Consider the following 24,401-nt stretch of genomic DNA (forward strand, 5'->3'; position numbering starts at 1 on the left):
CCCGGCCGCCTGCCGGGCGGATCTTGGGAGGGACGCGTGGGACGGTCGACGTTCAGTGGAGGCGCCGATGCCCAGTAGCCGTACCGGCCGGCCACCCGTGCAACGGGCGTCCCGGCGTCCCGCCGTTCCCCGGTCCTCGCACGACAACCCCGTACAGCGGCTGTGCACGCGCGCGCGAAAGGCCTGGGACCGCCCGCTGACCGCCTACTACCTGATCCTCGGCGGCAGTGTGCTGATCATCGTGCTGGGCCTGGTGATGGTCTACTCGGCCTCCCAGATCACCGCGCTGCAGATGTCGCTGCCGGGGTCGTACTTCTTCCGCAAGCAGCTGCTGGCCGCCGCGCTGGGCGGCGTACTGCTGTTCGTGGCCTCCCGTATGCCGGTGAAACTGCACCGGGCGCTGGCCTACCCGATCCTGGCCGGTGCCGTCTTCATGATGGCCCTGGTGCAGGTGCCGGGGATAGGGATGGCGGTCAACGGCAACCAGAACTGGATCTCCCTCGGCGGCTCCTTCCAGATCCAGCCCAGTGAGTTCGGCAAGCTGGCCCTGGTGCTGTGGGGTGCGGACCTGATCGCGCGCAAGCAGGAGCGGAAGCTGCTGACCCAGTGGAAGCACATGCTGGTGCCGCTGGTACCGGTCGCCTTCCTGCTGCTCGGCCTGATCATGCTCGGCGGCGACATGGGCACCGCGATCATCCTCACGGCGATCCTGTTCGGCCTGCTGTGGCTCGCCGGGGCGCCGACGCGGCTGTTCGCCGTGGTGCTGCAGATCGCCGCCCTGATCGGTTTCGTCCTCATCAAGACCAGTGCCAACCGGATGGCCCGGCTCTCCTGCATCGGCGCGACCGAGCCCAAGGCGGGCGTCGCCGACTGCTGGCAGGCCGTGCACGGGATCTACGCCCTCGCCTCCGGCGGACTCTTCGGTTCCGGGCTCGGCGCAAGTGTGGAAAAATGGGGCCAACTCCCGGAAGCCCACACCGACTTCATCTTCGCGGTCACCGGTGAGGAACTGGGCCTGGCGGGGACGCTGTCGGTGCTCGCCCTGTTCGCGGCTCTAGGCTATGCGGGTATCCGCGTGGCCGGACGCACGGAGGACCCCTTCGTGAGGTATGCCGCGGGAGGCGTGACCACCTGGATCACCGCCCAGGCGGTGATCAACATCGGTGCGGTGCTCGGTCTGCTGCCGATCGCCGGCGTCCCCCTCCCGCTGTTCTCCTACGGAGGGTCCGCCCTGCTGCCGACCATGTTCGCCATCGGGCTGCTGATCGCCTTCGCGCGCGACGAGCCCGCTGCGCGGGCGGCGCTTGCGATGCGGCAACCTCGCTTTGGTAGAAAGCGGGCGGGAGGCACCGGCTCCGGCCGGGCGCCTCGGAGATGGAACACGATGCGACGGCGTGCCTCAGCGGCGCGTTCGTCCGGAGAGCGGTGAATTTCGGTGCATGTTGTACTCGCCGGCGGGGGTACCGCGGGCCACATCGAGCCCGCGCTCGCCCTCGCGGACGCCCTGCGCAGGCAGGACCCGACCGTGGGGATCACGGCCCTGGGCACGGAACGCGGCCTGGAGACCAGGCTCGTCCCGGAGCGCGGCTACGAGCTGGCGCTGATCCCGGCGGTGCCGCTGCCCCGCAAGCCAACCCCCGAGCTGATCACCGTCCCGGGCCGGCTGCGCGGCACGATCAAGGCCGCCGAGCAGATCCTGGAGCGCACCAAGGCGGACGTCGTGGTCGGCTTCGGCGGTTACGTCGCCCTGCCCGGCTATCTGGCCGCCAAGCGGCTCGGCGTGCCCATCGTGATCCACGAGGCGAACGCCCGCCCGGGCCTGGCCAACAAGATCGGCTCCCGGTACGCCGCCCGGGTCGCCGTCTCCACGCCGGACAGCAAGCTGCGCGACGCCCGCTACATCGGCATCCCGCTGCGCCGCGCCATCGCCACCCTGGACCGCGCCGCCGCCCGTCCCGAGGGCCGCCACCGGTTCGGCCTCGACCCCAACCTGCCCACGCTGCTCGTCTCCGGCGGCTCCCAGGGCGCCCGGCGGCTCAACGAGGTGGTCCAGCAGGTCGCCCCGTGGCTGCAGCAGGCCGGCATCCAGATCCTGCACGCCGTCGGCCCGAAGAACGAACTGCCGCAGGTGCAGCAGATGCCGGGAATGCCGCCCTATGTCCCGGTAAGTTACCTGGACCGGATGGACCTCGCGTACGCCGCGGCCGACATGATGCTCTGCCGCGCGGGCGCGATGACCGTCGCCGAACTCTCCGCCGTCGGGCTCCCGGCCGCCTACGTCCCGCTGCCCATCGGCAACGGCGAACAGCGGCTCAACGCCCAGCCGGTGGTGAAGGCCGGCGGCGGACTCCTCGTCGACGACGCGGAGCTTACGCCCGAGTGGGTGCAGCAGAACGTCCTGCCCGTGCTCGCCGACCCGCACCGGCTGTACGAGATGTCCCGTGCGGCAAGCGAGTTCGGCCGCCGGGACGCCGACGAGCTGCTCGTCGGCATGGTGTACGAGGCGATCGCCTCGCGCCGTTAGGACCGTATGACGAAAGGGCAGTGAGGGTGGCCGGACCGACTACCGCCGAGCGCGGTGAACGCCAGCAGGAGTCGTCCGGCCCGCCGCCCGGCCGACGGTCCGGGAAACTGCGCCTTCGTACGATCGTCATCCTGGTCGTGGCTGCCGCAGTGCTCTTCGGCGCCGGTGCGGCATGGGTGTTGTACGGCTCCTCATGGCTGCGCGTCGACCACGTGTCGGTGTCCGGCACGCGCGTGCTGACGTCCGCCGAGGTGCGCGACGCGGCGGACGTGCCGGTCGGGGCGCCGATGATGTCCGTCGACACGGGGGCCATCGAGGCCCGATTGCGCCGGAGATTGCCCCGGATCGACACGGTTGACGTAGTCCGTTCCTGGCCCCATGGAATCGGGCTGAAAGTGACCGAGCGCACTCCGGTCCTGCTGCTCCGAAAGGGCGGGAACTTCACGGAAGTCGATGACGAAGGTGTCCGGTTCGCTACGGTTTCGCAGGCGCCGAACGCCATTCCGATGCTGGAATTGTCCGCCTCCCGCACGGGTTCCGGCGCCGCCGGCTTCCGGCGTTTCGGCACCGACCGGCTGGTGCGCGAGGCGGTCCGGGTCGCCGGCGATCTGCCGGCCGCCGTCGCGCAGCGGACCCGGACCGTCCAAGTCCGTTCCTTTGACGCCATCTCGCTGGTGCTGGCCGACGGCCGTACGGTCTTGTGGGGAAGTGGCGAGAACGGCCGCGCCAAGGCACGGACCCTCACAGCTCTCATGAAAGCAGCTCCCGGCGCGCGGCACTTCGATGTCAGTGTCCCCACCGCCCCTGCGTCATCGCGGAGTTGACGCACATCAGCGCAGGCCAGCACCCTGGTTGGGCACTGCTATGGCTGATCACATAGGGTGAAAAGAAAAACGGGAGGTTCGGCGTGTTCGTTGAACGGGCGCCACTTGTCGACTTAGTGTCCTGTTCAGAAGACTCCAGGGAACAGACACACTGGTAACCCTAAACTTCAGGGTTAGGGTTCGGGTCGGCGCTACGGACCGTCCCATTCGGCATCCGTCGTCCCGGCGCGGGGCACCGCACGGCGGCGACAACGTAATTCGAGGCGAGAGGCCTTCGACGTGGCAGCACCGCAGAACTACCTCGCAGTCATCAAGGTCATCGGTGTCGGCGGCGGTGGTGTCAATGCCATCAACCGGATGATCGAGGTCGGTCTCAAGGGTGTCGAGTTCATCGCCATCAACACCGACGCACAGGCGCTGTTGATGAGCGACGCCGACGTCAAGCTCGACGTCGGCCGGGAACTCACCCGCGGACTCGGCGCCGGAGCCAACCCGGCCGTCGGCCGCAAGGCCGCCGAGGACCACCGCGAGGAGATCGAGGAGGTCCTCAAGGGGGCCGACATGGTCTTCGTGACAGCCGGTGAAGGCGGCGGCACCGGCACCGGCGGCGCACCCGTCGTGGCCAACATCGCGCGCAATCTGGGCGCCCTGACCATCGGCGTGGTCACGCGCCCGTTCACCTTCGAGGGGCGGCGCCGCGCGAACCAGGCCGAGGACGGCATCGCCGAACTGCGCGAAGAGGTCGACACCCTCATCGTGATCCCCAACGACCGGCTGCTGTCCATCTCGGACCGCCAGGTCTCGGTCCTGGACGCCTTCAAGTCCGCCGACCAGGTCCTGCTCTCCGGTGTCCAGGGCATCACCGACCTCATCACCACTCCGGGTCTGATCAACCTCGACTTCGCCGACGTGAAGTCGGTCATGTCCGAGGCCGGTTCGGCGCTCATGGGCATCGGCTCGGCCCGCGGCGACGACCGCGCGGTGGCCGCCGCCGAGATGGCGATCTCCTCGCCGCTGCTGGAGGCGTCCATCGACGGCGCCCGCGGTGTGCTGCTCTCCATCTCCGGCGGCTCCGACCTCGGCCTGTTCGAGATCAACGAGGCCGCCCAGCTGGTCAGCGAGGCCGCCCACCCCGAGGCCAACATCATCTTCGGAGCGGTCATCGACGACGCCCTCGGCGACGAGGTCCGGGTCACCGTGATCGCGGCCGGCTTCGACGGCGGCCAGCCGCCGGCCCGCCGGGACAACGTCCTCGGCTCGGCCTCGACTTCGACGGCCCCCCGTCGCGAGGAGCCCGCCCCGGCACGGCCGGCCGAGCCCAGCCGGCCGGCCTTCGGCTCGCTCGGCAGTGTGACGCCGAAGGAGGACCCGGAGCCGGCGCCCGAGCCGGTGCCCGACATCCCGGTCGCCCCGCCGGTGACGCCGGCGCCGCGGACCTACTCGGACAGCGCGGCCGAGGAACTGGACGTTCCGGACTTCCTCAAGTGATAGGACGGCGCGAGAGCGTGAGCGGCGCGCACTTCGCCTTCACCGACCGGTGGGGCGGGGTGAGCGCCGCTCCGTATGAGGAGCTGAACCTGGGCGGCGCGGTCGGCGACGCCCCGGAGGCCGTACGGGCCAACCGGGACATCGCCGCCAAGTCGCTCGGCATCGATGCGGGCCGGGTCGTCTGGATGAACCAGGTGCACGGCGCCGACGCGGCCGTGGTGGACGAGCCCTGGGGCGACCGCCCGGTCCGGGAGGTCGACGCGATCGTCACCGCCCGCCGTGGGCTCGCCCTCGCCGTCCTCACCGCCGACTGCGTGCCGGTGCTGCTGGCCGATCCCGTCGCCGGGGTCGTGGCAGCCGTCCACGCCGGACGGCCCGGCATGGTCAAGGGGGTCGTCCCCGCCGCCGTACGGGCCATGGCCGGACTCGGTGCCGAGCCCGGCCGGATCGTCGCGCGCACCGGACCGGCCGTCTGCGGGCGGTGCTACGAGGTGCCGGAGCCGATGCGCGCCGAAGTGGCCGCCGTCGAGCCGGCGGCGCACGCTGAGACGAGCTGGGGTACGCCGGCGGTCGACGTGAGCGCCGGGGTGCACGCGCAGCTCGACCGGCTCGGGGTGTGCGACCGGGCGCAGTCACCGGTGTGCACGCTGGAGTCGGGCGACCACTTCTCGTACCGCCGTGACCGCACGACCGGGCGGCTCGCGAGCTACGTGTGGCTGGACTGATGGGGTATGACGGACCGTAAGACCGAACTCGCCGGAAATCTGGCGAAAGTGGAGGAGCGCATCACCGCCGCGTGTGTGGCGGCGGGGCGCAAGCGGGAGGAGGTGACCCTGATCGTGGTCACCAAGACCTACCCGGCGAGCGATGTGCGGATCCTGTCGGAACTCGGTGTGCGTCATGTCGCCGAGAACCGTGACCAGGACGCGGCCCCGAAGGCCGCCGCGTGCGCGGATCTTCCACTGAAATGGCACTTTGTCGGTCAATTGCAGACCAACAAGGTTCGTTCAGTGGTTGGTTACGCCGATGTCGTGCAGTCCGTCGACCGCGCCCGGCTCGTCACCGCGCTGTCGAAGGAGGCGGTGCGGGCGGAACGCGAGGTCGGCTGCCTGATCCAGGTCGCGCTGGACGCGGGCGCGAGCGGCCGGGGGGAGCGCGGAGGCGTGTCCCCGCACGGAATCGAAGAGTTGGCCGACCTCGTCGGCGAGGCACCGGGGCTGCGGCTCGACGGACTGATGACCGTCGCTCCGCTCACCGGGGAGTACGCGGGACGCGAACAGGAGGCGTTTCGGCGGCTCATGGATTTGTCGACTGACCTGCGCCGAGCCCATCCGGCTGCAACCATGGTGTCAGCAGGGATGAGTGCGGATCTCGAACAGGCCGTGGCCGCCGGGGCGACACATGTGCGCGTCGGCACTGCGGTACTCGGAGTCCGCCCCAGCCTCGGGTAACGTCGCCAGGAAGTCGGACCACAGCAGAAAATATGGTCAATGCCTGTGAAGACGGGCACAACGACCACGTGGATCGCGGGCACTTGGCAGTCGTCAGCCGATCCACCACAGAGCGGAGGACTCAGAGCATGGCCGGCGCGATGCGCAAGATGGCGGTCTACCTCGGCCTCGTGGAGGACGATGGGTACGACGGCCGCGGATTCGACCCCGACGACGACTTCGAACCCGAGTTGGACCCGGAGCCCGAGCGGGACCACCGACGGCATGAATCGTCACATTCGTCGCACAGCGCACATCAGCCCCAAAGGGATGAAGAGGTGCGAATCGTGCAACCGCCCGCGCCACGCGAGCCGGTGGCCCGTTCGACGGCGCTCGCCGCGGATACCGGACGTCCGGCGCGCATCGCGCCCGTGGCATCCATCACACAAGAACGTCAGTCCCTCGAGAAGAACGCACCGGTGATCATGCCCAAGGTTGTGTCCGAGCGAGAGCCTTACCGGATCACCACGCTTCACCCCCGGACCTACAACGAAGCCCGTACCATCGGGGAACACTTCCGTGAGGGCACCCCGGTGATCATGAATCTGACTGAGATGGATGACACAGACGCGAAGCGACTTGTCGACTTTGCGGCCGGTTTGGTGTTTGGTCTTCACGGCAGCATCGAGCGGGTGACGCAGAAGGTGTTCCTGTTGTCTCCTGCTAACGTCGATGTCACGGCGGAGGACAAGGCCCGCATCGCAGAGGGCGGGTTCTTCAACCAGAGCTGAGACGCAACAACCGGATCGAGGCTCGGAAGAGCATGGAACAGGGGAGAGGGAAGCGCAGGCCATGAGCGTGTTCGTCACGGTGGTCCACACCGCGCTGCTGGTGTTCCTCGCCGTGCTCATCTTCCGGCTGGTCATGGATTACGTGTTCCAGTTCGCCCGCTCGTGGCAACCCGGCAAGGCGATGGTGGTCGTACTGGAGGCCACCTACACTGTCACCGATCCACCGCTGAAGCTTCTGCGGCGGTTCATTCCGCCGCTGCGTCTCGGGGGCGTGGCGCTCGACCTGTCCTTCTTCGTACTGATGATCATTGTCTACATCCTCCTCTCGATCACGGGGAGCTTCGTGGGATGAGGATGGACGATACGGTCTTGCCGACTGCCGATGACTACGTTGAGGTGAAGAGATGCCGTTGACCCCCGAGGACGTGCGGAACAAGCAGTTCACGACCGTCCGCCTCCGAGAAGGCTATGACGAGGACGAGGTCGATGCCTTCCTCGACGAGGTCGAAGCCGAACTGACCCGTCTGCTCCGCGAGAACGAGGACCTGCGCGCCAAGCTGGCCGCGGCGACGCGTGCGGCCGCGCAGAACCAGCAGAACATGCGCAAGGGCCCGCCGGAGCAGGACCAGCAGCAGCATCCTCAGCAGCAGGGCATGCGAGGTCCCGGCGCGCCGGTGCCCGCCGGCATATCGGGCCCGCCGCAGCAGCAGATGGGCGGCCCCATGGGTGGCCCGCCCCAGCTGCCGAGCGGCGCCCCGCAGCTGCCCGCCGGTCCCGGCGGCCAGGGCGGCCCGCAGGGTCCCGGCCCGATGGGCCAGGGCTCGATGGGCCAGGGTCCGATGGGTCAGGGTCCGATGGGTCAGGGCCCGATGGGCGGTCAGCCGCCCATGCAGCAGCAGATGGGTGGCCCCATGGGCGGTCCCATGGGCGGTCCCGGCCCGATGGGTCAGGGCCCCGGTGGCGACAGTGCCGCCCGTGTCCTCTCGCTGGCCCAGCAGACCGCCGACCAGGCGATCGCCGAGGCCCGCTCCGAGGCCAACAAGATCGTCGGCGAGGCCCGCAGCCGCGCCGAGGGTCTGGAGCGTGACGCCCGTGCCAAGGCCGACGCCCTGGAGCGGGACGCGCAGGAGAAGCACCGTGTCGCGATGGGCTCCCTGGAGTCCGCCCGCGCCACGCTGGAGCGCAAGGTCGAGGACCTGCGCGGCTTCGAACGCGAGTACCGCACGCGCCTGAAGTCGTACCTGGAGTCCCAGCTGCGCCAGCTGGAGACCCAGGCCGACGACTCGCTGGCCCCGCCGCGTACCCCGGCCACCGCGTCTCTGCCGCCGTCCCCGGCGCCTTCCATGGCCCCGGCCGGCGCGAGCGCCCCGTCGTACGGCGGCAACCAGACGATGGGCGGCAACCCCGCTCCGTCCGCCCCGTCCTACGGCGGCCAGCAGCAGATGACCCCGGCCATGACCCAGCCCATGGCTCCGGTCCGTCCGCAGGGTCCGTCCCCGATGGGCCAGGCACCCTCGCCGATGCGCGGGTTCCTGATCGACGAGGACGACAACTGAGCACCGGGCACTAGTACGACAACGGCGTCGGCAGCGCTCAATAGGGCGGGCCCCTTGGACTTCGGTCCTGGGGGCCCGCCCTTTTTACGCGGGTTGCGTCACCTGCACTTCAAGAAGGGCCCGGCCTCCTCAGTGGAGACCGGGCCCTTCTCAGGACGGACGGTGCTTACGCCTTGCGCAGCCGGAACGTCAGCGCCAGCCCCTCGTCGGTGAACGGCTCGCCGTAGCTGTCGTCGGCCTCGCCCTGCTGGAAGTCCTTCGACAGGACCTCCTCGGCGATCAGTCCCGCATGCTCGCCGAGCGCGGCGACCACCGCCGGGTCCGTGGACGTCCACCGCAGAGCGATCCGGTCGGCCACATCCAACCCGCTGTTCTTGCGGGCCTCCTGGATCAGCCGGATCGCGTCACGGGCCAGGCCCGCCTGCCTCAGCTCCTCCGTGATCTCCAGGTCGAGTGCGACCGTGGCGCCGGAGTCGGAGGCCACCGACCAGCCCTCACGCGGGGTTTCCGTGATGATCACCTCGTCCGGAGCGAGGGTGACCGTCTCACCGTCGACCTCCACGGAGGCCGTGCCCTCGCGCAGGGCGAGGGAGAGCGCGGCGGCGTCGGCACCGGCGATGGCCTTGGCCACGTCCTGCACCCGCTTGCCGAACCGCTTGCCCAGCGCACGGAAGTTGGCCTTCGCGGTGGTGTCCACCAGCGAGCCGCCCACCTCGGAGAGCGACGCCAGCGACGAGACGTTCAGCTCCTCGGTGATCTGCGTGTGCAGCCCGGGGTCGAGGGACTCGAAGCCGGTCGCCGCGATCAGCGCGCGGGACAGCGGCTGACGCGTCTTGACGCCCGACTCCGCGCGCGTGGCCCGGCCGAGCTCCACCAGCCGGCGGACCAGGACCATCTGCCTGGACAGCTCCGGGTCGATGGCGGACAGGTCCGCCTCCGGCCAGGAGGCCAGGTGCACGGACTCCGGCGCGCCCGGGGTCACCGGCACGACCAGGTCCTGCCACACCCGCTCGGTGATGAACGGGGTGATCGGCGCCATCAGCTTGGTGACCGTCTCCAGCACCTCGTGCAGCGTGCGCAGCGCGGCCTTGTCGCCCTGCCAGAAGCGGCGCCGCGAACGGCGGACGTACCAGTTGGACAGGTCGTCGACGAACGCGGACAGCAGCTTGCCGGCGCGCTGGGTGTCGTACGCCTCCAGCGCCTGCGTCACCTGGTCCGTGAGGGCGTGCAGCTCGGACAGCAGCCAGCGGTCCAGCACCGGGCGCTCGGCCGGGACCGGGTCGGCCGCGCTGGGCGCCCAGCTCGACGTACGGGCGTACAGCGCCTGGAAGGCGACCGTGTTCCAGTACGTCAGCAGGGTCTTGCGGACGACCTCCTGGATGGTGCCGTGGCCCACCCGGCGGGCCGCCCACGGGGAGCCGCCGGCCGCCATGAACCAGCGCACCGCGTCCGCGCCGTGCCGGTCCATGAGCGGGATCGGGTCCAGGGTGTTACCCAGGTGCTTGGACATCTTGCGGCCGTCCTCGGCGAGGATGTGGCCGAGGCAGACGACGTTCTCGTACGACGACTTGTCGAAGACGAGGGTGCCGACGGCCATCAGCGTGTAGAACCAGCCGCGGGTCTGGTCGATGGCCTCGGAGATGAACTGCGCCGGGTAGCGGCTCTCGAACAGCTCCTTGTTCTTGTGCGGGTAGCCCCACTGCGCGAACGGCATGGAACCCGAGTCGTACCAGGCGTCGATGACCTCCGGCACGCGCGTGGCCGTCTGCGCACAGCCCTCGTGCGAGCAGGTGAAGGTGACCTCGTCGATGTACGGCCGGTGCGGGTCCAGGTCCGACTGGTCCGTGCCGGTCAGCTCGGTCAGCTCCGCGCGGGAGCCGACGCAGGTGAGGTGGTCGTCCTCGCAGCGCCAGATCGGCAGCGGGGTGCCCCAGTAGCGGTTACGTGACAGCGCCCAGTCGATGTTGTTGTTCAGCCAGTCGCCGAAGCGGCCGTGCTTGACCGTCTCCGGGAACCAGTTGGTCGTCTCGTTCTCCTGGATGAGGCGGTCCTTGATCGCCGTCGTGCGGATGTACCAGGAGGGCTGCGCGTAGTAGAGCAGCGCGGTGTGACAGCGCCAGCAGTGCGGGTAGCTGTGCTCGTATGGCAGGTGCTTGAAGAGGAGGCCGCGCTGCGACAGGTCCTCGGTGAGCTTTTCGTCCGCCTTCTTGAAGAAGACGCCGCCGACCAGCGGGACGTCCTCCTCGAAGGTACCGTCCGGGCGGACCGGGTTCACGACCGGCAGGCCGTAGGAACGGCACACCTTGAGGTCGTCCTCACCGAAGGCGGGGGACTGGTGGACCAGACCCGTGCCGTCCTCGGTGGTGACGTAGTCGGCGTTCACCACGAAGTGGGCCGGAGCCGGGAACTCCACGAGCTCGAAGGGCCGCTGGTACGTCCAGCGCTCCATCTCGGCGCCGGTGAAGGTCTGGCCCGTGCTCTCCCAGCCCTCGCCGAGCGCCTTGCCCACGAGCGGCTCGGCGACGACGAGCTTCTCCTCGCCGTTGGTCGCGACGACGTAGGTGACCTCCGGGTGCGCGGCGACCGCCGTGTTGGACACCAGGGTCCAGGGGGTCGTCGTCCACACCAGGAGCGCGGCCTCGCCGGCGAGCGGCCCGGAGGTGAGCGGGAAGCGGACGTACACGGACGGGTCCACGACCGTCTCGTAGCCCTGCGCCAGCTCGTGGTCGGACAGGCCGGTGCCGCAGCGCGGGCACCAGGGGGCCACGCGGTGGTCCTGGACCAGCAGGCCCTTGGTGAAGATCTCCTTCAGCGACCACCAGACGGACTCGATGTACTCGGGGGCCATCGTGACGTACGCGTCGTTGAGGTCGACCCAGTAGCCCATGCGGGTCGTGAGCGCTTCGAACGCGTCGGTGTGGCGGAGCACGGACTCACGGCACCTGGCGTTGAACTCGGCGATGCCGTACGCCTCGATGTCCTGCTTGCCGCTGAAGCCGAGCTCCTTCTCGACCGTCAGCTCCACCGGGAGGCCGTGGCAGTCCCAGCCGGCCTTGCGGGCCACGTGGTGGCCGCGCATGGTGCGGAAGCGGGGGAAGACGTCCTTGAAGACGCGCGCCTCGATGTGGTGGGCGCCGGGCATGCCGTTGGCGGTGGGCGGGCCTTCGTAGAACACCCATTCCGGGCGGCCCTCGGACTGCTCCAGGCTCTTGGTGAAGATCTTCTGGTCGCGCCAGAAGTCGAGCACGGCGTGCTCAAGAGCGGGCAGGTCGACCTGTGCGGGCACCTGGCGGTACGTCGGCGCTGTCATCTGCGAGCATCCTCCAACGGACTTGCTGCCTTCCGTCGGAGGGACGAGAGCCTTCGATCCTGCCTACGCCGTGTGCGGCGCGCTCCCGCGGTACCACCCTCCTTGGCCCTCCGTCGCGCCGTACGCGCCGGTGAGCCCCCTCATTGGGGTCGCGAAGCCGGTTCTACTCGCGCTGGCCCTGCGGCTGCGGCTTTCTTCCGGCGGCTCCGGGGTGATCTTCACGTCGCGCTCGCCCCCGGGCTCACACCGTCCCCGGGTCGCTCTCGGCCGCGTACGCCGCTACTCGTCCCCATCCACGCTTTTCGCTCCGCCCAGTGTACGGCGCCGCGCGGACAGCGGCCGACCGGATTTGCGTGCGGTGCCGCGGCGGGCGGTGCGAGGGGCCGGGATGACCCGAATGGCGAGGGGGCGTGCGCCCGGGTCCGGCGAGGCCCGGCTCCGGCGGATTACCCGGCGGGGAGCTGGGCACAACGGATGCAGGCCCGCTGCGCGGGGGGTGCGGGCGGGCGAATCGGGCGGTGTGCCCCGTTGCCGCGGGACTCAAGTCGATTTATCGTCCCAGCACGATTCGCGAGCAAGATCACAATATGTGAAGGGGCCGCGGCCATGGTGGCGAAAGAGACCGCCGTACAGCAGCCGGCGACCGGTCGGCGCAGGGGCCGGGCTGCCTCCGGCGCGGCTGCCTCCGGCGGTGAGGCCAAGGGAGTGGCCGGGACGAAGAGGGTGACCGGGGGGAAGGGCACCGGGGGAAAGGACACGGGGGGAAAGGACACGGGGGGAGCGGGTGCAGAGCCGGCCGCCGATAGGACGGCCGCGAAGAAGACCACGGTGAAGCAGACGGCCGGTAAGAAGGCGCCGGTCAAGGAAGCAGCCGTCGAAAAGCAGGCCGGAAAGCAGGCCGGAAAGCAGGCCGGAAAGAAGGCGGCTGCGGCTGCCAAGAAGGCGGCCCCGAAGGAAACGGCAGCCAGGACGAGCGCTGCCGGCAAACCCACCGCCAAGGACAAGACCGCTGCCGGGAAGGCGTCGGCCGGGAAGGCGCCGGCCGGGAAGGCGCCGGCCGGGAAGGCGCCGGCCGGGAAGGCGGTCGCCGGCGAGGCGGTGGCGGACCGGGCGGCGGTTCCGAAGAAGCAGGTGTCCAGGAAGGCCGTCGGCAAGAAGACCGCGGTGAAGGTGAAGGGGGTGGCGGAGGCGGAGGAGACGGCCGTCGAGAAGCCGGCGGCGAAGAAGGCCGGCAGCGGGAGGACGGCCGCCGAGGGCGTCTCCACGGAGGCGGCCCACACGAGCAGGGCCAAGAAAGCGGGCGCGGCGCGGGCCGCGAAGCAGACGGGAGCCACGACAGTGGTTGCGAAGAAGACTCCTGGCACGGCCACGGCGGAGACCGCCGTTCCCAAGGCGCGGGTCGCCGCGGCGGAGCCCGGCGAACTGGCGGTGCGCCCCGGTGAGGATCCCTGGACCCCGGAGGAGGTCGTGAAGGCCCGTGCCGAGCTGCTGTCCGAGGTGGAGCGGTTGCAGAACGAGATCAGCTCCTCCGAGGCGTCCCTGGCAGGCCTGATGCGGGACTCCGGCGACGGCGCGGGAGACGACCAGGCCGACACCGGCACCAAGAACATCACGCGCGAGCACGAGCTGGCGCTCGCCGCCAACGCGCGCGAGATGCTGGTCCAGAACGAGCACGCGCTGGAGCGGCTGGACGCGGGTACCTACGGCCTGTGCGAGAACTGCGGCAACCCCATCGGCAAGGCCCGGATGCAGGCCTTCCCGCGGGCCACGCTGTGCGTGGAGTGCAAACAGAAGCAGGAACGCCGCTCCTGAGCGTACCGGGCCGTGCCGTAGTCTCGTCCTCAGTCAGGCACCTAGGTTGAGGGACTCACGTGGCAGAGGCGGAGCGCATCATCGGTACGCCGGACACCCCGGACGACAGCGGCGAGCAGACGGCGGTGGCCGGGGCTGACGGGCAGCAGGCCCCGGCCCCGGTACGGGACCGTCGCGGGCGCCGGATCGCCCTGCTGTTCGCGGTGGCCGCGTTCGCGTACGCCCTCGACCTGATCAGCAAGACGCTCGTGGTCGCCAAGCTGGAGGGGCACGAGCCGATCAAGCTGATCGGGGACTGGCTGGAGCTGAACGCCATCCGCAACCCGGGCGCGGCCTTCGGCTTCGGCGCGGCCTTCACGGTCATCTTCACCCTGATCGCCGCGGCCGTGATCGTGGTGATCATCCGCCTGGCCCGCAAGCTCTACAGCTACCCCTGGGCCATCGCGCTCGGCCTGCTGCTCGGCGGCGCCCTCGGCAACCTCACCGACCGGATCTTCCGGGCGCCCGGCGTCTTCGAGGGCAAGGTCGTGGACTTCATCGCGCCCAAGGGCTTCGCCGTGTTCAACCTGGCGGACTCGGCGATCGTGTGCGGCGGCATCCTGATCGTGCTGCTGTCCTTCCGCGGCCTGGACCCGGACGGCACGGTCCACAAGGACTGACTCTCGCGGGGGGTGCCGGGAGTTATCCACAGCGGGAGTTGTCCACAGGCGCGTTCGGGGCGTTGCCGCCCGTCCGGCATACTCGACGGGTGAGCACGATTCCCGAGATCCGAACCCTGCCCGTGCCCGACGGCCTGGAGGGCGAGCGCGTCGACGCCGCCATCTCCCGCATGTTCGGCTTCTCCCGCACGAAGGCGGCGGAGCTGGCCGCGGCCGGCAAGGTCCAGGTCGACGGCGCGGTGGTCGGCAAGTCCGAGCGGGTGCACGGCGGCGCCTGGCTCGAGGTCGAGATGCCGCAGGCGCCCGCGCCGGTGCAGGTGGTCGCCGAGCCGGTCGAGGGCATGGAGATCGTGCACGACGACGAGGACGTGGTCGTGATCGTCAAGCCGGTCGGCGTGGCCGCGCACCCCTCGCCGGGCTGGTCCGGCCCGACCGTCATCGGCGGTCTCGCCGCCGCCGGGTACCGGATCTCCACCTCCGGCGCCGCCGAGCGCCAGGGCATCGTGCACCGCCTGGACGTCGGCACCTCGGGCCTGATGGTGGTCGCCAAGTCGGAGCGGGCGTACACGTCGCTCAAGCGCCAGTTCAAGGAGCGCACGGTCGACAAGCGCTACCACACCCTCGTCCAGGGCCACCCGGACCCGACGAGCGGCACGATCGACGCGCCGATCGGCCGCCACCCGAACCACGACTACAAGTGGGCGGTCACGGCCGAGGGCAAGCCTTCCGTGACGCACTACGACCTCATCGAGGCGTTCCGCGCCGCCTCGCTGCTGGACGTGAAGCTGGAGACCGGCCGTACCCACCAGATCCGCGTCCACATGTCCGCCCACCGCCACCCCTGCGTCGGCGACCTCACCTACGGCGCCGACCCCACCCTCGCCAAGCGGCTGCGCCTGACCCGCCAGTGGCTGCACGCGGTGCGCCTCGGCTTCGAGCACCCCGGGGACGGCCAGTGGGTGGAGTTCGCGAGCGACTACCCCGAGGACCTGCAGGAGGCCCTCGACCAGGTCCGCGAGGAAACGTACGCGTGAGCGCGCCGTACACCGTGCGGATCGCCGAGGACCCCGCCGACCGCGAGGCGTGCTTCGCGGTCCGCAAGGAGGTCTTCGTCGTCGAGCAGGGCGTCGCCGAGGACATCGAGTACGACGCCTACGACGCGGTCGCCGTGCATGTCCTGGCGGTCCGCGAGGACGGCGTGCCGCTCGGCACCGGGCGGCTGCTGTACGGCGAGGCCGCGGCGGCGAAGACGGGCGGGGACGCGGCGGTGGGCTCCCTGGGGCGGCTCGCCGTCTCGCGCGAGGCCCGCGGGCTCGGTGTCGGCGTGGCCCTGGTGCGGGCGATCGAGGACGCGGCACGCACGCGTGGCCTCACCGCGGTGGACCTGCACGCGCAGACCCACGCCCTGGGCTTCTACGAGCGCCTCGGCTATGCGGCGTACGGCCCGGAGTTCCCGGACGCCGGCATTGCGCACCGGGCGATGCGCCGCGCCCTGTAGGCGCCGGCCGCGTCGTCGGGCGGCAGGCGTTCCCTGCGGCCGGATGGCAGGCTTGAGGCCTGCCGTGTGATCGTCGACCCCCGGAGCGCCGGCCGTGGATCAGTTGGCCCTGTTGTTCGTCCTGCTGCTCGGGGCCCTGGTGAGCGTCCCTGTGGGGGACCGGATCGGGGTGCCGGCGCCGGTGCTGATGACGCTGTTCGGCGGGGCCCTCGCGGTGGCCGACTTCGTGCCCAACGTGGACATCCCGCCGGACCTGATCCTGCCCGGGCTGCTCCCGCCGCTGCTCTACGCCGCTGTACGGCGCACCTCCTGGCGGCAGTTCGCGGCCAACGTCCGCCCGATTCTCCTGCTGGCCGTCGCCCTGGTGTTCGTGACGACGGTGTGCGTGGCGTTCGTCGCCAACGCGATCGTGCCGGGGCTGCCGATCGCCGCCGCCGTCGCGCTCGGCGCGCTGATCGCCCCGCCCGATCCGGTCGCCGCGACCAGCGTCGCCGGACAGCTCGGGCTGCCGCGCCGCCTGGTGTCGATCCTGGAGGGCGAGGGTCTCTTCAACGACGTCACGGCCATCGTGCTGTACCACGTGGCGATCGCCGCGGCCGTGAGCGGTTCGTTCTCGCCGTGGCGGGCCGGCCTGGACCTGGTGCTGTCCGCCGTCGTCGCGGTGCTCGTGGGCCTGGTGCTCGGCTGGGGCGCGAACCGGCTGATGGACCTGTTGGGCGATCCGACCCTGCAGATCGGCATGACCCTGCTGGTGCCGTACGCCTCCTATGTGCTCGCGGAGAAGCTGCACGGCTCGGGGGTGCTGGCGGTGCTCACCACGGCGCTCTTCCTCGCCGAGTACGCCACCGACGCCGACGACGTGATGACCCGGCTGGCCGGGCACACCTTCTGGGACATCATCGACACGCTCGTCACGGGCGTCGCCTTCGGGCTCATCGGCCTGGAGCTGCACAACGCCATCCGCACGGCCCAGGGGCGGTGGGGCGAGATGCTCGGCTGGGCGGCCGCCGTCGTGGGCGTGGTGATCGTCGTACGGCTGCTGTGGCTGCTGCCGGCGACCTGGCTGACCAAGCGGCTGCACGCGCGGCGGGACTACGACGAGGAGATCCCGGTGAGCTGGCGGGAGACCGTCGTGATGTGGTGGTCCGGGATGCGCGGGGTGGCCTCGGTGGCGCTGGCGCTTGCCGTTCCGCTGAAGACCGCTGACGGATCCCGGTTCCCCGACCGGGACGAGATCGTCTTCATCGCCTTCGGGGTGATCATCGTCACACTGGTCCTGCAGGGGCTCACGCTGCCGTCGCTGGTGAGGTGGCTCGGGGTGCGGGCCGACTCCGAACGGGAGAAGGAGTTCGAGAAGGAGCTGGCGGTGCGGGCGGCCAAGGCGGCCAAGCGCCGGCTGCGGGAGATCGAGCAGGTGGAGGACCTGCCCGAGGACCTGTCCGAGCAGATGCTGCGGCGCGCCTTCGACATCGGGATCCGGATCAGTCCCGACATGGGGGAGGAGGAGCGCAGGGAGGCCCAGCACCAGCGGGCCCGGCGGCTGAAACGGGTGCGGAACATCCAGAACGAGATGCTGAGCGCGGCGCGGCACGAGGTGCTGGCGGCCCGCAGCGAGCCGGGGGCGGATCCGGAGATCGTGGACCGGGTGCTCCGGCATCTGGACGTGCGGAGTCTGCGGTGACCGTGCCCACGTGTCGCACAAGCGGCCTGTGGACAACTCGGAGCGGACGTCGAAGGGGACGTCAGCCGCGGCGGGTGCGCGGGACGTCGTAGTCCTTGCGGAGTGAGGCGCCGTCGCGGTACGGGAGGCGGTGCGGCGGGAGCACCGCCTCGGAGGTGTTGACGCGGGGAAGCGCGTAGGCGTGCTCGGTCATCAGCCAGGTGATCATCTGCTCGCGGACCGTGACCCGCACCGTCCAGATGTCGTCGGCGTCCTTCGCGGTCACCAGGGCGCGCACCTGGATGGTGGTGGGTGTGCTGTCCGTCACCACCAGGCCGTAGGCGCGGCCGTCCCACGCCGGGCACTGGCGCAGGATGTCGCGCAGCTTCTCGCGCATCGCCTCGACGGGCGCGCTGTGGTCGAGGTGCCAGTAGACGATGCCCGTCATCTGCGGGGTCCCCCGTGACCAGTTCTCGAAGGGCTTGGAGGTGAAGTACGACACCGGCATGGTGATCCGGCGCTCGTCCCAGGTGCGTACCGTCAGAAAGGTCAGCGTGATCTCCTCCACCGCGCCCCACTCGCCGTCCACGACGACGGTGTCGCCGATCCGCACCATGTCACCGAAGGCGATCTGCAGCCCGGCGAACATATTGGACAGGGTCGACTGGGCGGCCACACCGGCGATGGCGGCGATGATGCCCGCCGAAGCGAGCAGTGAGGCGCCGGCCGCGCGCATCGCCGGGAAGGTCAGCAGCATGGCGGCGATCGCCACGACGATCACGATCGCGGACACCACCCGCATGATCAGCTCCACCTGTGTGCGCACCCTGCGCACCCGGGCGGGGTCCCGGTGCGCGCGGGCGTAGCGGCTGTAGGTGGTCTCGACGATCGCCGCCGCGATCCGGATCACCAGCCAGGCGGCGGAGCCGATCAGCACCAGCGTCAGCGTCCGGCCGATGCCGGCCTGGTGCCGCTCCAGCAGCTTCGCCTGGTCGTAGGACCCGCGCAGCAGGGCGGCGCACAGCACGAGCTGGTACGGGACTCGGCCACGGCGCAGCAGCCCCCACAGCGGGGTGTCGCGGTCACGCGCGTCGGCCTTGCACAGCAGCCGGTCGGTGGCCCAGCCGATCGCCAGGGTGATCAGCACCGAGCCGCCGATCACGATCACAGGTCGGAGCAGGTTCTCCATGCCTCCGCTTCTAACCGGCGCTCGGCGGCCATGAACATGTGAGTTCGGCGGGTTCGTGGGTACGGCGGCTCCGGCGGCGCCCGCACCGGCTGGCACCATGGCCTCATGAACATCATGCTTTTTCACTCGACCTACGGCCTCAGGCCCGCGGTGCGCGACGCCGCGGACCGGCTGCGTACGGCGGGCCACGAGGTGTGGACGCCCGACCTCTTCGAGGGGCGCACGTTCGGCACCGTCGAGGAGGGCATGGAGTTCAACGAGCGGATCGGCAAGGAGGAGCTGCTGAAGCGGGCCGTGCTGGCGGCGGCGCCGTACTCGGAGCGAGGGCTGGTGTACGCCGGGTTCTCGCTCGGCGCCTCCATCGCGCAGACCCTCGCCCTCGGCGACGACAAGGCGCGCGGGCTGCTGCTCCTGCACGGCACGTCGGACATCGCGCCGGCCGCGCACGTGGACGGGCTGCCGGTGCAGCTGCATGTGGCCGAGCCGGACCCGTTCGAGACGGACGACTGGCTGAGCGCCTGGTATCTGCAGATGGGCCGGACCGGAGCCGATGTGGAGGTCTACCGCTACGCCGGCGCCGGGCACCTCTACACCGACCCCGGGCTGCCGGACTACGACGCCGAGGCCGCCGAGGCCACCTGGCGGGTGGCGCTCGGCTTCCTCGACAGCCTGCAGTCGGTGTAGCCGGCGGCTACACCGGGTCGTAGGTCCGCTCGACCTTCTGGGTGCCGCTGCGGGTGCGGTAGGAGCGCACCCACGTGGAGGTGGCGTTCGCGTCGGTGCGGTCGGACAGGACGTAGTAGTCCATCTGCGTGCGGTCGGCGGTGATGTCCAGCACGCCGTAGCCGTGCCGGTCGGTGTCCACCCAGTGGACGTGCCGGTTGGCGGCCTCGATGACCGGCGCGGCGAGCGCGGAGACCGTGCCCTCGGGGACCTTGACGATGTCGTCGAGGTTGTCGGAGGTCACCGACGTGATGACGAACTCGGTGGCCGCCGACGGCGACAGCGGATAGGTACCCGCGTCCACCGGCACGTCGTTGGCCCAGGACATGTGGATGTCGCCGGTCAGGAAGACGGTGTTGCCGATGGCGTTCGAGCGCAGGTGGTCGAGGAGTTCGCGGCGGTCGTGCGTATAGCCGTCCCACTGGTCGGTGTTGACGCCGATGCCGTCCTGCGGCAGGCCGAGCAGCTTGGCGAGCGGCTTGAGCAGGTCGGCGGTGAGGGAGCCGATGACGAACGGCGCGATCATCACGGAGTTGCCGACCAGCCGCCACCTGGTGTCGGAGGCCTTCAACCCGGCCTTCAGCCAGTCCAGTTGGGCCCGGCCGGTGATCGTCCGGTTCGGGTCGTCCACCGAACCGCTGCCGGCGGACGCCTGCTGGGAGCGGAAGGAACGCAGGTCCATCAGGGACAGGTCGGCGAGCTTGCCGAAGCGCAGCCGCCGGTAGGTGGTGCCCTCGATGGCGGGGCGGACGGGCATCCACTCGAAGTAGGCCTGCTTGGCGGCCGCCTTGCGGGCGGTCCAGGTGCCCTCGGCGCCCTCGGTGTGGTTGACCGCGCCGCCCGACCAGGCGTTGTCGGCGAACTCGTGGTCGTCCCAGATCGCGACGACCGGCACCTTCAGGTGCAGGGCCTGCAGATCGGGGTCGGTCTTGTACGTGGCGTGCCGGATGCGGTAGTCGGCGAGCGTGATGATCTCGTTCGCGGGGGCGTGCGGGCGGACGACCGTGCCGCGCGCCGCGTACTCGCCGGACTTGTACTCGTAGATGTAGTCGCCGAGGTGCAGCCAGGCGTCCAGGTCGTTGCGGGCCGCGAGGTGGCGGTAGGCGGCGAAGTAGCCGCCCTCCCAGTTGGCGCAGCTGACCACGCCGAAGCGCAGCCCGGACACGTTCGCGTCCGCCGCGGGCGCGGTGCGGGTACGGGCCACCGGGGATTCGGTGCCGCCGGCCGAGAACCGGAACCAGTAGTCGGTGGCCGGTTCCAGGCCCCGGACGTCGGCCTTCACGGTGTGGTCGGAGGTGGCGGTCGCGGTGACGGACCCCTTGGCGACGATGCTGGTGAACGCCTTGTCCCTGGCGACGACCCAGTTCACCTCGGTGTCCGGGCCGACGCCCGAGCCGGGCGTGGCCTCCGGCGTCGGAGTCACCCGGGTCCACAGCAGGACGCCGTCGGGCAGCGGGTCACCGGAGGCGACACCGTGCAGGAAGGCGGGGGCCCGGTCGGCGGCGCGCGCCGGCAGGGCGGCGGCGAGCGGCCCCGCCAGCACAGCAGTCGCCGCCGCGGCCTTGACGACCGTACGGCGGCGCGGTGCGAGGGAGTTGAGGCCCTTGGCGGCCTCGGATGCTCTGTATCGACTGGTCACGACCGATCAGGTTACTGATCGGTATGGGCAAGAGCGGGCGAACCTCGAAAGTTCGCCCGCTCTTCACGTGAAAGGCGATTTCCGACGAGCCGTCAGCCCTTGAGGGCCGCGTCCACCAGCTTGTTGAAGTCGGCCACGGTCATGGGCGGGTGACCCTGGCTGTCGGTGGTGAGCATCTTGCCGTTCATGACGAAGCTCGGGGTGCCGGTCACGCCGTCCTTGTTGGTGTCCCAGGTCTTCGACATGGCCAGCGCCCAGGCGTCGTAGGTGCCCTTCTTCACGGCCTGCTCGAACGCGGTGTTGTTCTTCAGCGCCGGGACGGTGTCGGCGATTTCGATGAGGTAGTCGTCGCTCTTGAACTTGTCGTCCGTCTCGGCGGGGTGGTACTTCGCGGAGTACAGCGCGCTCTTGTACGCCAGGAACGCCTCCGGGCTGACGTTCAGCGCGGCGCCCATGGCGCTCATGGCGTTCTTGGAGCCCACGCCGTTGGCGCCGATCTTGCCGTCCCTCAGCGAGTCGCCGTCGAGGAACGTGCCGCCGATGTACTGGATCTTGAACTTGCCGTCGTCGATGTCCTTCTTCACGGTCGGGCCGACGGCCTGCTCGAAGGAGGCGCACACGGGGCAGCGCGGGTCCTCGTAGACCTTGAGGGTCTTCTTGGCGGTGTCCTTGCCGATGACGACCGTGGTGCCGTTCGTGCCCGTGGTGTGGGCGGGAGCGACGACCTTGGCGTCCTTCAGGCCCTCCCAGTAGCTGGGCTGGTTCGCCTGGATGATGGCGTAGCTGATGCCGAAGACCGCGCCCAGTACGGCCACCGCCGAGGCGGCCACGACGAGCTGCCGCTTGGCCTTGTCGCGCTTGGCCTGCCGCTCGCGCTCCTGGCGCAGCCGCTCCCGGGCCGCCGTCTTCGCCGCCTGGCCGTTCCGCTTGCTCATGTTGGTGATCTCCATGTGGGACGCGCACATGTCGTACGCGGGATACGTGTGGGGGACTGGTAGTGCTCAGTGCTGCCGCTCAGCTGGCGGCGGCAGCGGGCGAGCACGGCGGTCCACGGCGTCCCAGGGAGTGCACGAAAAGCCGGTCGCGGGCGGCAGCCCGGCGCGGAGCCGGGCGCGGCAGCCGGCGGACCGGGGTCAGCCGGACGGTGACCGCGGCCACCGCGAGCAGCAGCGGCCGGAAGGTGGTGGCGGCGACCGCGCGCAGCAGCTGGACCAGCGCCCGCTCGCCCCGGCGCAGCCAGGCGGCGGCGAGCAGGCCCACGCCGATGTGTGCGGCGAGCAGCAGCCAGGCGGCCGCCGGACTGGCGTGCGCGAGCAGCGCCCCCGGGCGGCCGTGGGCCCCGGTCACCTGGGCCAGCGGGGTGCCGACGGCGCCGCCCTCGCACAGCACCTTGAAGCCGAAGGCGTGCAGCGGGCCGGCGACCGGGCCGCCCGCCCTGCCGTAACAGGTGTGCTGGCCGGTGGTGAACACCGTGTCGGCGGCCAGTTCCAGCGGGATCAGCAGGGCCGCGATCCGGCCGAAGCCGCGTTCGCGGCCCGCCAGCGCGTACGCGGTGACGAACACGCCGGCACAGACCGTCAGCACGGACGCCACCGGCAGCGGGGCCCGCGACAGCAGTACGTGCGACGCGGTGCTGAGCGTCACGACGACAGCCGTGAACAGCGCCGCGCGCACGGCTCTGAGCTGGGTCCCGGATATGTCCATGGTGAAAGAAGAGTCTGTCACGTACGCGGTTAAGGGACCCCTAAAGGGTGTCTGTGAGTGCGCGAAGGTTACAGCCCCGGAATCCGGCCGTTGCGGAACAGGTCGACGAAGACCTGGTGGTCGGCACGCGCGCGTGCGCCGTAGCTGTGCGCGAAGTCCACCAGGAGGGGCGCGAAGCCCTCCTCGTCGGCCGCGAGCGCCGCGTCGATGGCCCGCTCGGTGGAGAACGGCACCAGGGACTCGCCGGACTGGTCGTCCGCCGCCGCGTGCATGGTGGCGGTGGCCCGGCCCAGGTCGGCGACGACGGCCGCGATCTCCTCGGGGTCGTCGATGTCGCCCCAGTCCAGGTCCACGGCGTACGGCGAGACCTCGGCGACCAGCTGGCCCGCGCCGTCCAGCTCGGTCCAGCCCAGCCACGGGTCCGCGTGCGCCTGCAGGGCGCGCTGGGAGATGACCGTGCGGTGGCCCTCGTGCTGGAAGTAGCCGGCGATCGCCGGGTCCGTGATGTGCCGGGAGACGGCCGGGGTCTGGGCCTGCTTGATGTAGATCACGACGTCGTTCTCCAGGGCGTCGCTGTGCCCCTCCAGCAGGATGTTGTACGACGGCAGGCCGGCCGAGCCGATGCCGATGCCCCGGCGGCCGACCACGTCCTTCACGCGGTAGGAGTCCGGGCGGGCCAGGGAGGAGTCCGGCAGGGTCTCCAGATAGCCGTCGAAGGCGGCCAGGACCTTGTAGCGGGTCGCGGCGTCCAGCTCGATGGAGCCGCCGCCCGGCGCGAAGCGGCGCTCGAAGTCGCGGATCTCGGTCATCGAGTCCAGCAGCTCGAAGCGGGTGAGCGAGCGGGCGGCACGCAGCGCGCCCAGCAGCGGGCCCTCCGCGGTGTCCAGGGTGAACGGCGGCACCTCGTCGCTCTTGGCGCCCGTGGCGAGGGCGTGGATGCGCTCGCGGTAGGCCGCCGCGTAGACCGTCACCAGCTCGGTGATCTGCTCGTCACTGAGCGCCTTCGCGTACCCGATGAGCGCGATCGAGGCCGAGAAGCGCTTCAGGTCCCAGGTGAACGGGCCGACGTAGGCCTCGTCGAAGTCGTTGACGTTGAAGACCAGGCGGCCGTTGGAGTCCATGTACGTGCCGAAGTTCTCGGCGTGCAGATCGCCGTGGATCCACACGCGCGAGGTGCGGTCGTCCAGGTACGGGCCGCCGCGCTGCGAGCCGAACTCTTTATTCGCCGTCAGGTCGTGGTAGAAGAGGCACGCCGTGCCCCGGTAGAACGCGAAGGCCGAGGCCGCCATCTTCCGGAACTTCACCCGGAACGCGGCCGGGTCGGCGGCCAGGAGCCGGCCGAAGGCGGTGTCGAAGACGGCGATGATCTCCTCGCCGCGCTGCTCGTCGCTGAGCTGGGGTGCCGACATCGCTGGGTGCCTCCTGGTGCATTACCTGTACGACAGCGTTTCTGCCGTCTCCAACGGGCGACGCCACGCGGCAGTGCCCGGTTCCCGCATGAAGGTACGCGGGGATCCCCCGCGAGTGTCAGTGCCGGGGCATAGACTTCGACGCTGACCCCCAGAACTGTCCCCCGCCCGCCGCCCAGTGTTTC

Annotated in this window: 21 protein-coding genes; 15 read left to right on the plus strand and 6 right to left on the minus strand. The window is 70.5% G+C overall.

From position 1 onward, the window contains the following. Positions 1–67 precede the first annotated feature (67 nt). From ftsW to ABZ624_RS16280, 9 genes are all read left to right on the plus strand, one after another. Complete coding sequence (gene ftsW, locus ABZ624_RS16240) at positions 68–1,429, plus strand: putative lipid II flippase FtsW (protein ID WP_360088153.1); 1,362 nt, start codon at positions 68–70, stop codon at positions 1,427–1,429. A 6-nt stretch (positions 1,430–1,435) separates the two neighbouring features. Then, positions 1,436–2,524, plus strand: coding sequence for an undecaprenyldiphospho-muramoylpentapeptide beta-N-acetylglucosaminyltransferase (murG, locus tag ABZ624_RS16245; protein WP_360088156.1), 1,089 nt, complete (start codon positions 1,436–1,438; stop codon positions 2,522–2,524). Between the two features lie 26 nt (positions 2,525–2,550). Further along, positions 2,551–3,348 (plus strand): FtsQ-type POTRA domain-containing protein, encoded by a 798-nt coding sequence (locus ABZ624_RS16250; protein WP_360088159.1) that lies wholly within the window; start codon positions 2,551–2,553, stop codon positions 3,346–3,348. Between the two features lie 279 nt (positions 3,349–3,627). After that, positions 3,628–4,836 (plus strand): cell division protein FtsZ, encoded by a 1,209-nt coding sequence (gene ftsZ / locus ABZ624_RS16255; protein ID WP_360088162.1) that lies wholly within the window; start codon positions 3,628–3,630, stop codon positions 4,834–4,836. After that, positions 4,833–5,561: a peptidoglycan editing factor PgeF gene (pgeF, locus tag ABZ624_RS16260; protein ID WP_360088165.1), complete on the plus strand. Its 729-nt coding sequence runs from the start codon at positions 4,833–4,835 to the stop codon at positions 5,559–5,561. The genes ftsZ and pgeF overlap by 4 nt, the downstream gene beginning before the upstream one ends. Before the next feature lie 6 nt (positions 5,562–5,567). Beyond that, on the plus strand, positions 5,568–6,287 hold the full coding sequence (locus ABZ624_RS16265; protein ID WP_360088168.1) for a YggS family pyridoxal phosphate-dependent enzyme: 720 nt from the start codon (positions 5,568–5,570) through the stop codon (positions 6,285–6,287). 128 nt (positions 6,288–6,415) lie between these two features. After that, entirely contained in the window at positions 6,416–7,057 is a 642-nt protein-coding gene (sepF, locus tag ABZ624_RS16270) for a cell division protein SepF (RefSeq protein WP_360088171.1), read from the plus strand. A 61-nt stretch (positions 7,058–7,118) separates the two neighbouring features. Beyond that, on the plus strand, positions 7,119–7,409 hold the full coding sequence (locus tag ABZ624_RS16275) for a YggT family protein (RefSeq protein ID WP_351247084.1): 291 nt from the start codon (positions 7,119–7,121) through the stop codon (positions 7,407–7,409). Positions 7,410–7,461: 52 nt separating this feature from the next. Continuing rightward, positions 7,462–8,613 carry a DivIVA domain-containing protein gene (locus ABZ624_RS16280; protein WP_360088174.1) on the plus strand — a complete coding sequence of 384 codons (1,152 nt, stop codon included), beginning with the start codon at positions 7,462–7,464 and terminating at the stop codon, positions 8,611–8,613. A 166-nt stretch (positions 8,614–8,779) separates the two neighbouring features. On the opposite strand, the gene ileS is transcribed toward ABZ624_RS16280, so the two are convergent. Further along, complete coding sequence (gene ileS / locus ABZ624_RS16285) at positions 8,780–11,923, minus strand: isoleucine--tRNA ligase (RefSeq protein WP_360088177.1); 3,144 nt, start codon at positions 11,921–11,923, stop codon at positions 8,780–8,782. A gap of 606 nt (positions 11,924–12,529) precedes the next feature. Between ileS and ABZ624_RS16290 the strand changes: the two genes are divergently transcribed. The 5 genes from ABZ624_RS16290 to ABZ624_RS16310 all read left to right on the plus strand — a co-directional run bounded on the left by ABZ624_RS16290 (position 12,530) and on the right by ABZ624_RS16310 (position 17,573). Next, positions 12,530–13,735: a TraR/DksA C4-type zinc finger protein gene (locus ABZ624_RS16290; RefSeq protein ID WP_360088180.1), complete on the plus strand. Its 1,206-nt coding sequence runs from the start codon at positions 12,530–12,532 to the stop codon at positions 13,733–13,735. 59 nt (positions 13,736–13,794) lie between these two features. Beyond that, positions 13,795–14,394: a signal peptidase II gene (lspA, locus tag ABZ624_RS16295; RefSeq protein ID WP_360088183.1), complete on the plus strand. Its 600-nt coding sequence runs from the start codon at positions 13,795–13,797 to the stop codon at positions 14,392–14,394. An 89-nt stretch (positions 14,395–14,483) separates the two neighbouring features. Beyond that, the gene (locus tag ABZ624_RS16300; RefSeq protein WP_360088186.1) at positions 14,484–15,428 is read left to right on the plus strand and encodes an RluA family pseudouridine synthase; all 945 of its coding nucleotides are present in this window, start codon (positions 14,484–14,486) and stop codon (positions 15,426–15,428) included. After that, entirely contained in the window at positions 15,425–15,892 is a 468-nt protein-coding gene (locus tag ABZ624_RS16305; protein ID WP_360088189.1) for a GNAT family N-acetyltransferase, read from the plus strand. The genes ABZ624_RS16300 and ABZ624_RS16305 overlap by 4 nt, the downstream gene beginning before the upstream one ends. 94 nt (positions 15,893–15,986) lie before the next feature. Beyond that, positions 15,987–17,573 (plus strand): Na+/H+ antiporter, encoded by a 1,587-nt coding sequence (locus tag ABZ624_RS16310; protein ID WP_360088192.1) that lies wholly within the window; start codon positions 15,987–15,989, stop codon positions 17,571–17,573. 61 nt (positions 17,574–17,634) lie between these two features. Here ABZ624_RS16310 and ABZ624_RS16315 read toward each other — a convergent pair whose 3' ends face one another. Then, on the minus strand, positions 17,635–18,741 hold the full coding sequence (locus ABZ624_RS16315; RefSeq protein WP_360088195.1) for a mechanosensitive ion channel domain-containing protein: 1,107 nt from the start codon (positions 18,739–18,741) through the stop codon (positions 17,635–17,637). A 105-nt stretch (positions 18,742–18,846) separates the two neighbouring features. Between ABZ624_RS16315 and ABZ624_RS16320 the strand changes: the two genes are divergently transcribed. Continuing rightward, entirely contained in the window at positions 18,847–19,425 is a 579-nt protein-coding gene (locus tag ABZ624_RS16320; RefSeq protein ID WP_360088198.1) for a dienelactone hydrolase family protein, read from the plus strand. Between the two features lie 7 nt (positions 19,426–19,432). On the opposite strand, the gene ABZ624_RS16325 is transcribed toward ABZ624_RS16320, so the two are convergent. The 4 genes from ABZ624_RS16325 to ABZ624_RS16340 all read right to left on the minus strand — a co-directional run bounded on the left by ABZ624_RS16325 (position 19,433) and on the right by ABZ624_RS16340 (position 24,216). Next, complete coding sequence (locus tag ABZ624_RS16325) at positions 19,433–21,103, minus strand: alkaline phosphatase D family protein (protein WP_360088201.1); 1,671 nt, start codon at positions 21,101–21,103, stop codon at positions 19,433–19,435. 92 nt (positions 21,104–21,195) lie between these two features. Then, the gene (locus tag ABZ624_RS16330; RefSeq protein WP_360088204.1) at positions 21,196–22,038 is read right to left on the minus strand and encodes a thioredoxin domain-containing protein; all 843 of its coding nucleotides are present in this window, start codon (positions 22,036–22,038) and stop codon (positions 21,196–21,198) included. A gap of 79 nt (positions 22,039–22,117) precedes the next feature. Further along, on the minus strand, positions 22,118–22,807 hold the full coding sequence (locus tag ABZ624_RS16335; protein WP_360088207.1) for a hypothetical protein: 690 nt from the start codon (positions 22,805–22,807) through the stop codon (positions 22,118–22,120). A gap of 68 nt (positions 22,808–22,875) precedes the next feature. Further along, positions 22,876–24,216 carry a DUF2252 domain-containing protein gene (locus ABZ624_RS16340; protein ID WP_360088210.1) on the minus strand — a complete coding sequence of 447 codons (1,341 nt, stop codon included), beginning with the start codon at positions 24,214–24,216 and terminating at the stop codon, positions 22,876–22,878. Positions 24,217–24,401 lie beyond the last annotated feature (185 nt).

This window comes from Streptomyces sp. NPDC007205 (assembly GCF_040634095.1).
GTDB lineage: Bacteria > Actinomycetota > Actinomycetes > Streptomycetales > Streptomycetaceae > Streptomyces.

What these genes read in the sequence shown, in the direction of transcription:
- ABZ624_RS16320 (WP_360088198.1), top strand. Translation starts at nt 18,847, where the DNA reads ATGAACATCATGCTTTTTCACTCGACCTACGGCCTCAGGCCCGCGGTG.
- ABZ624_RS16335 (WP_360088207.1), bottom strand. Translation starts at nt 22,807, where the DNA reads ATGGACATATCCGGGACCCAGCTCAGAGCCGTGCGCGCGGCGCTGTTC.
- ABZ624_RS16280 (WP_360088174.1), top strand. Translation starts at nt 7,462, where the DNA reads ATGCCGTTGACCCCCGAGGACGTGCGGAACAAGCAGTTCACGACCGTC.
- ABZ624_RS16275 (WP_351247084.1), top strand. Translation starts at nt 7,119, where the DNA reads ATGAGCGTGTTCGTCACGGTGGTCCACACCGCGCTGCTGGTGTTCCTC.
- ABZ624_RS16315 (WP_360088195.1), bottom strand. Translation starts at nt 18,741, where the DNA reads ATGGAGAACCTGCTCCGACCTGTGATCGTGATCGGCGGCTCGGTGCTG.
- ftsW (WP_360088153.1), top strand. Translation starts at nt 68, where the DNA reads ATGCCCAGTAGCCGTACCGGCCGGCCACCCGTGCAACGGGCGTCCCGG.
- ABZ624_RS16340 (WP_360088210.1), bottom strand. Translation starts at nt 24,216, where the DNA reads ATGTCGGCACCCCAGCTCAGCGACGAGCAGCGCGGCGAGGAGATCATC.
- sepF (WP_360088171.1), top strand. Translation starts at nt 6,416, where the DNA reads ATGGCCGGCGCGATGCGCAAGATGGCGGTCTACCTCGGCCTCGTGGAG.
- ileS (WP_360088177.1), bottom strand. Translation starts at nt 11,923, where the DNA reads ATGACAGCGCCGACGTACCGCCAGGTGCCCGCACAGGTCGACCTGCCC.
- ABZ624_RS16330 (WP_360088204.1), bottom strand. Translation starts at nt 22,038, where the DNA reads ATGAGCAAGCGGAACGGCCAGGCGGCGAAGACGGCGGCCCGGGAGCGG.
- ABZ624_RS16265 (WP_360088168.1), top strand. Translation starts at nt 5,568, where the DNA reads ATGACGGACCGTAAGACCGAACTCGCCGGAAATCTGGCGAAAGTGGAG.
- ABZ624_RS16290 (WP_360088180.1), top strand. Translation starts at nt 12,530, where the DNA reads ATGGTGGCGAAAGAGACCGCCGTACAGCAGCCGGCGACCGGTCGGCGC.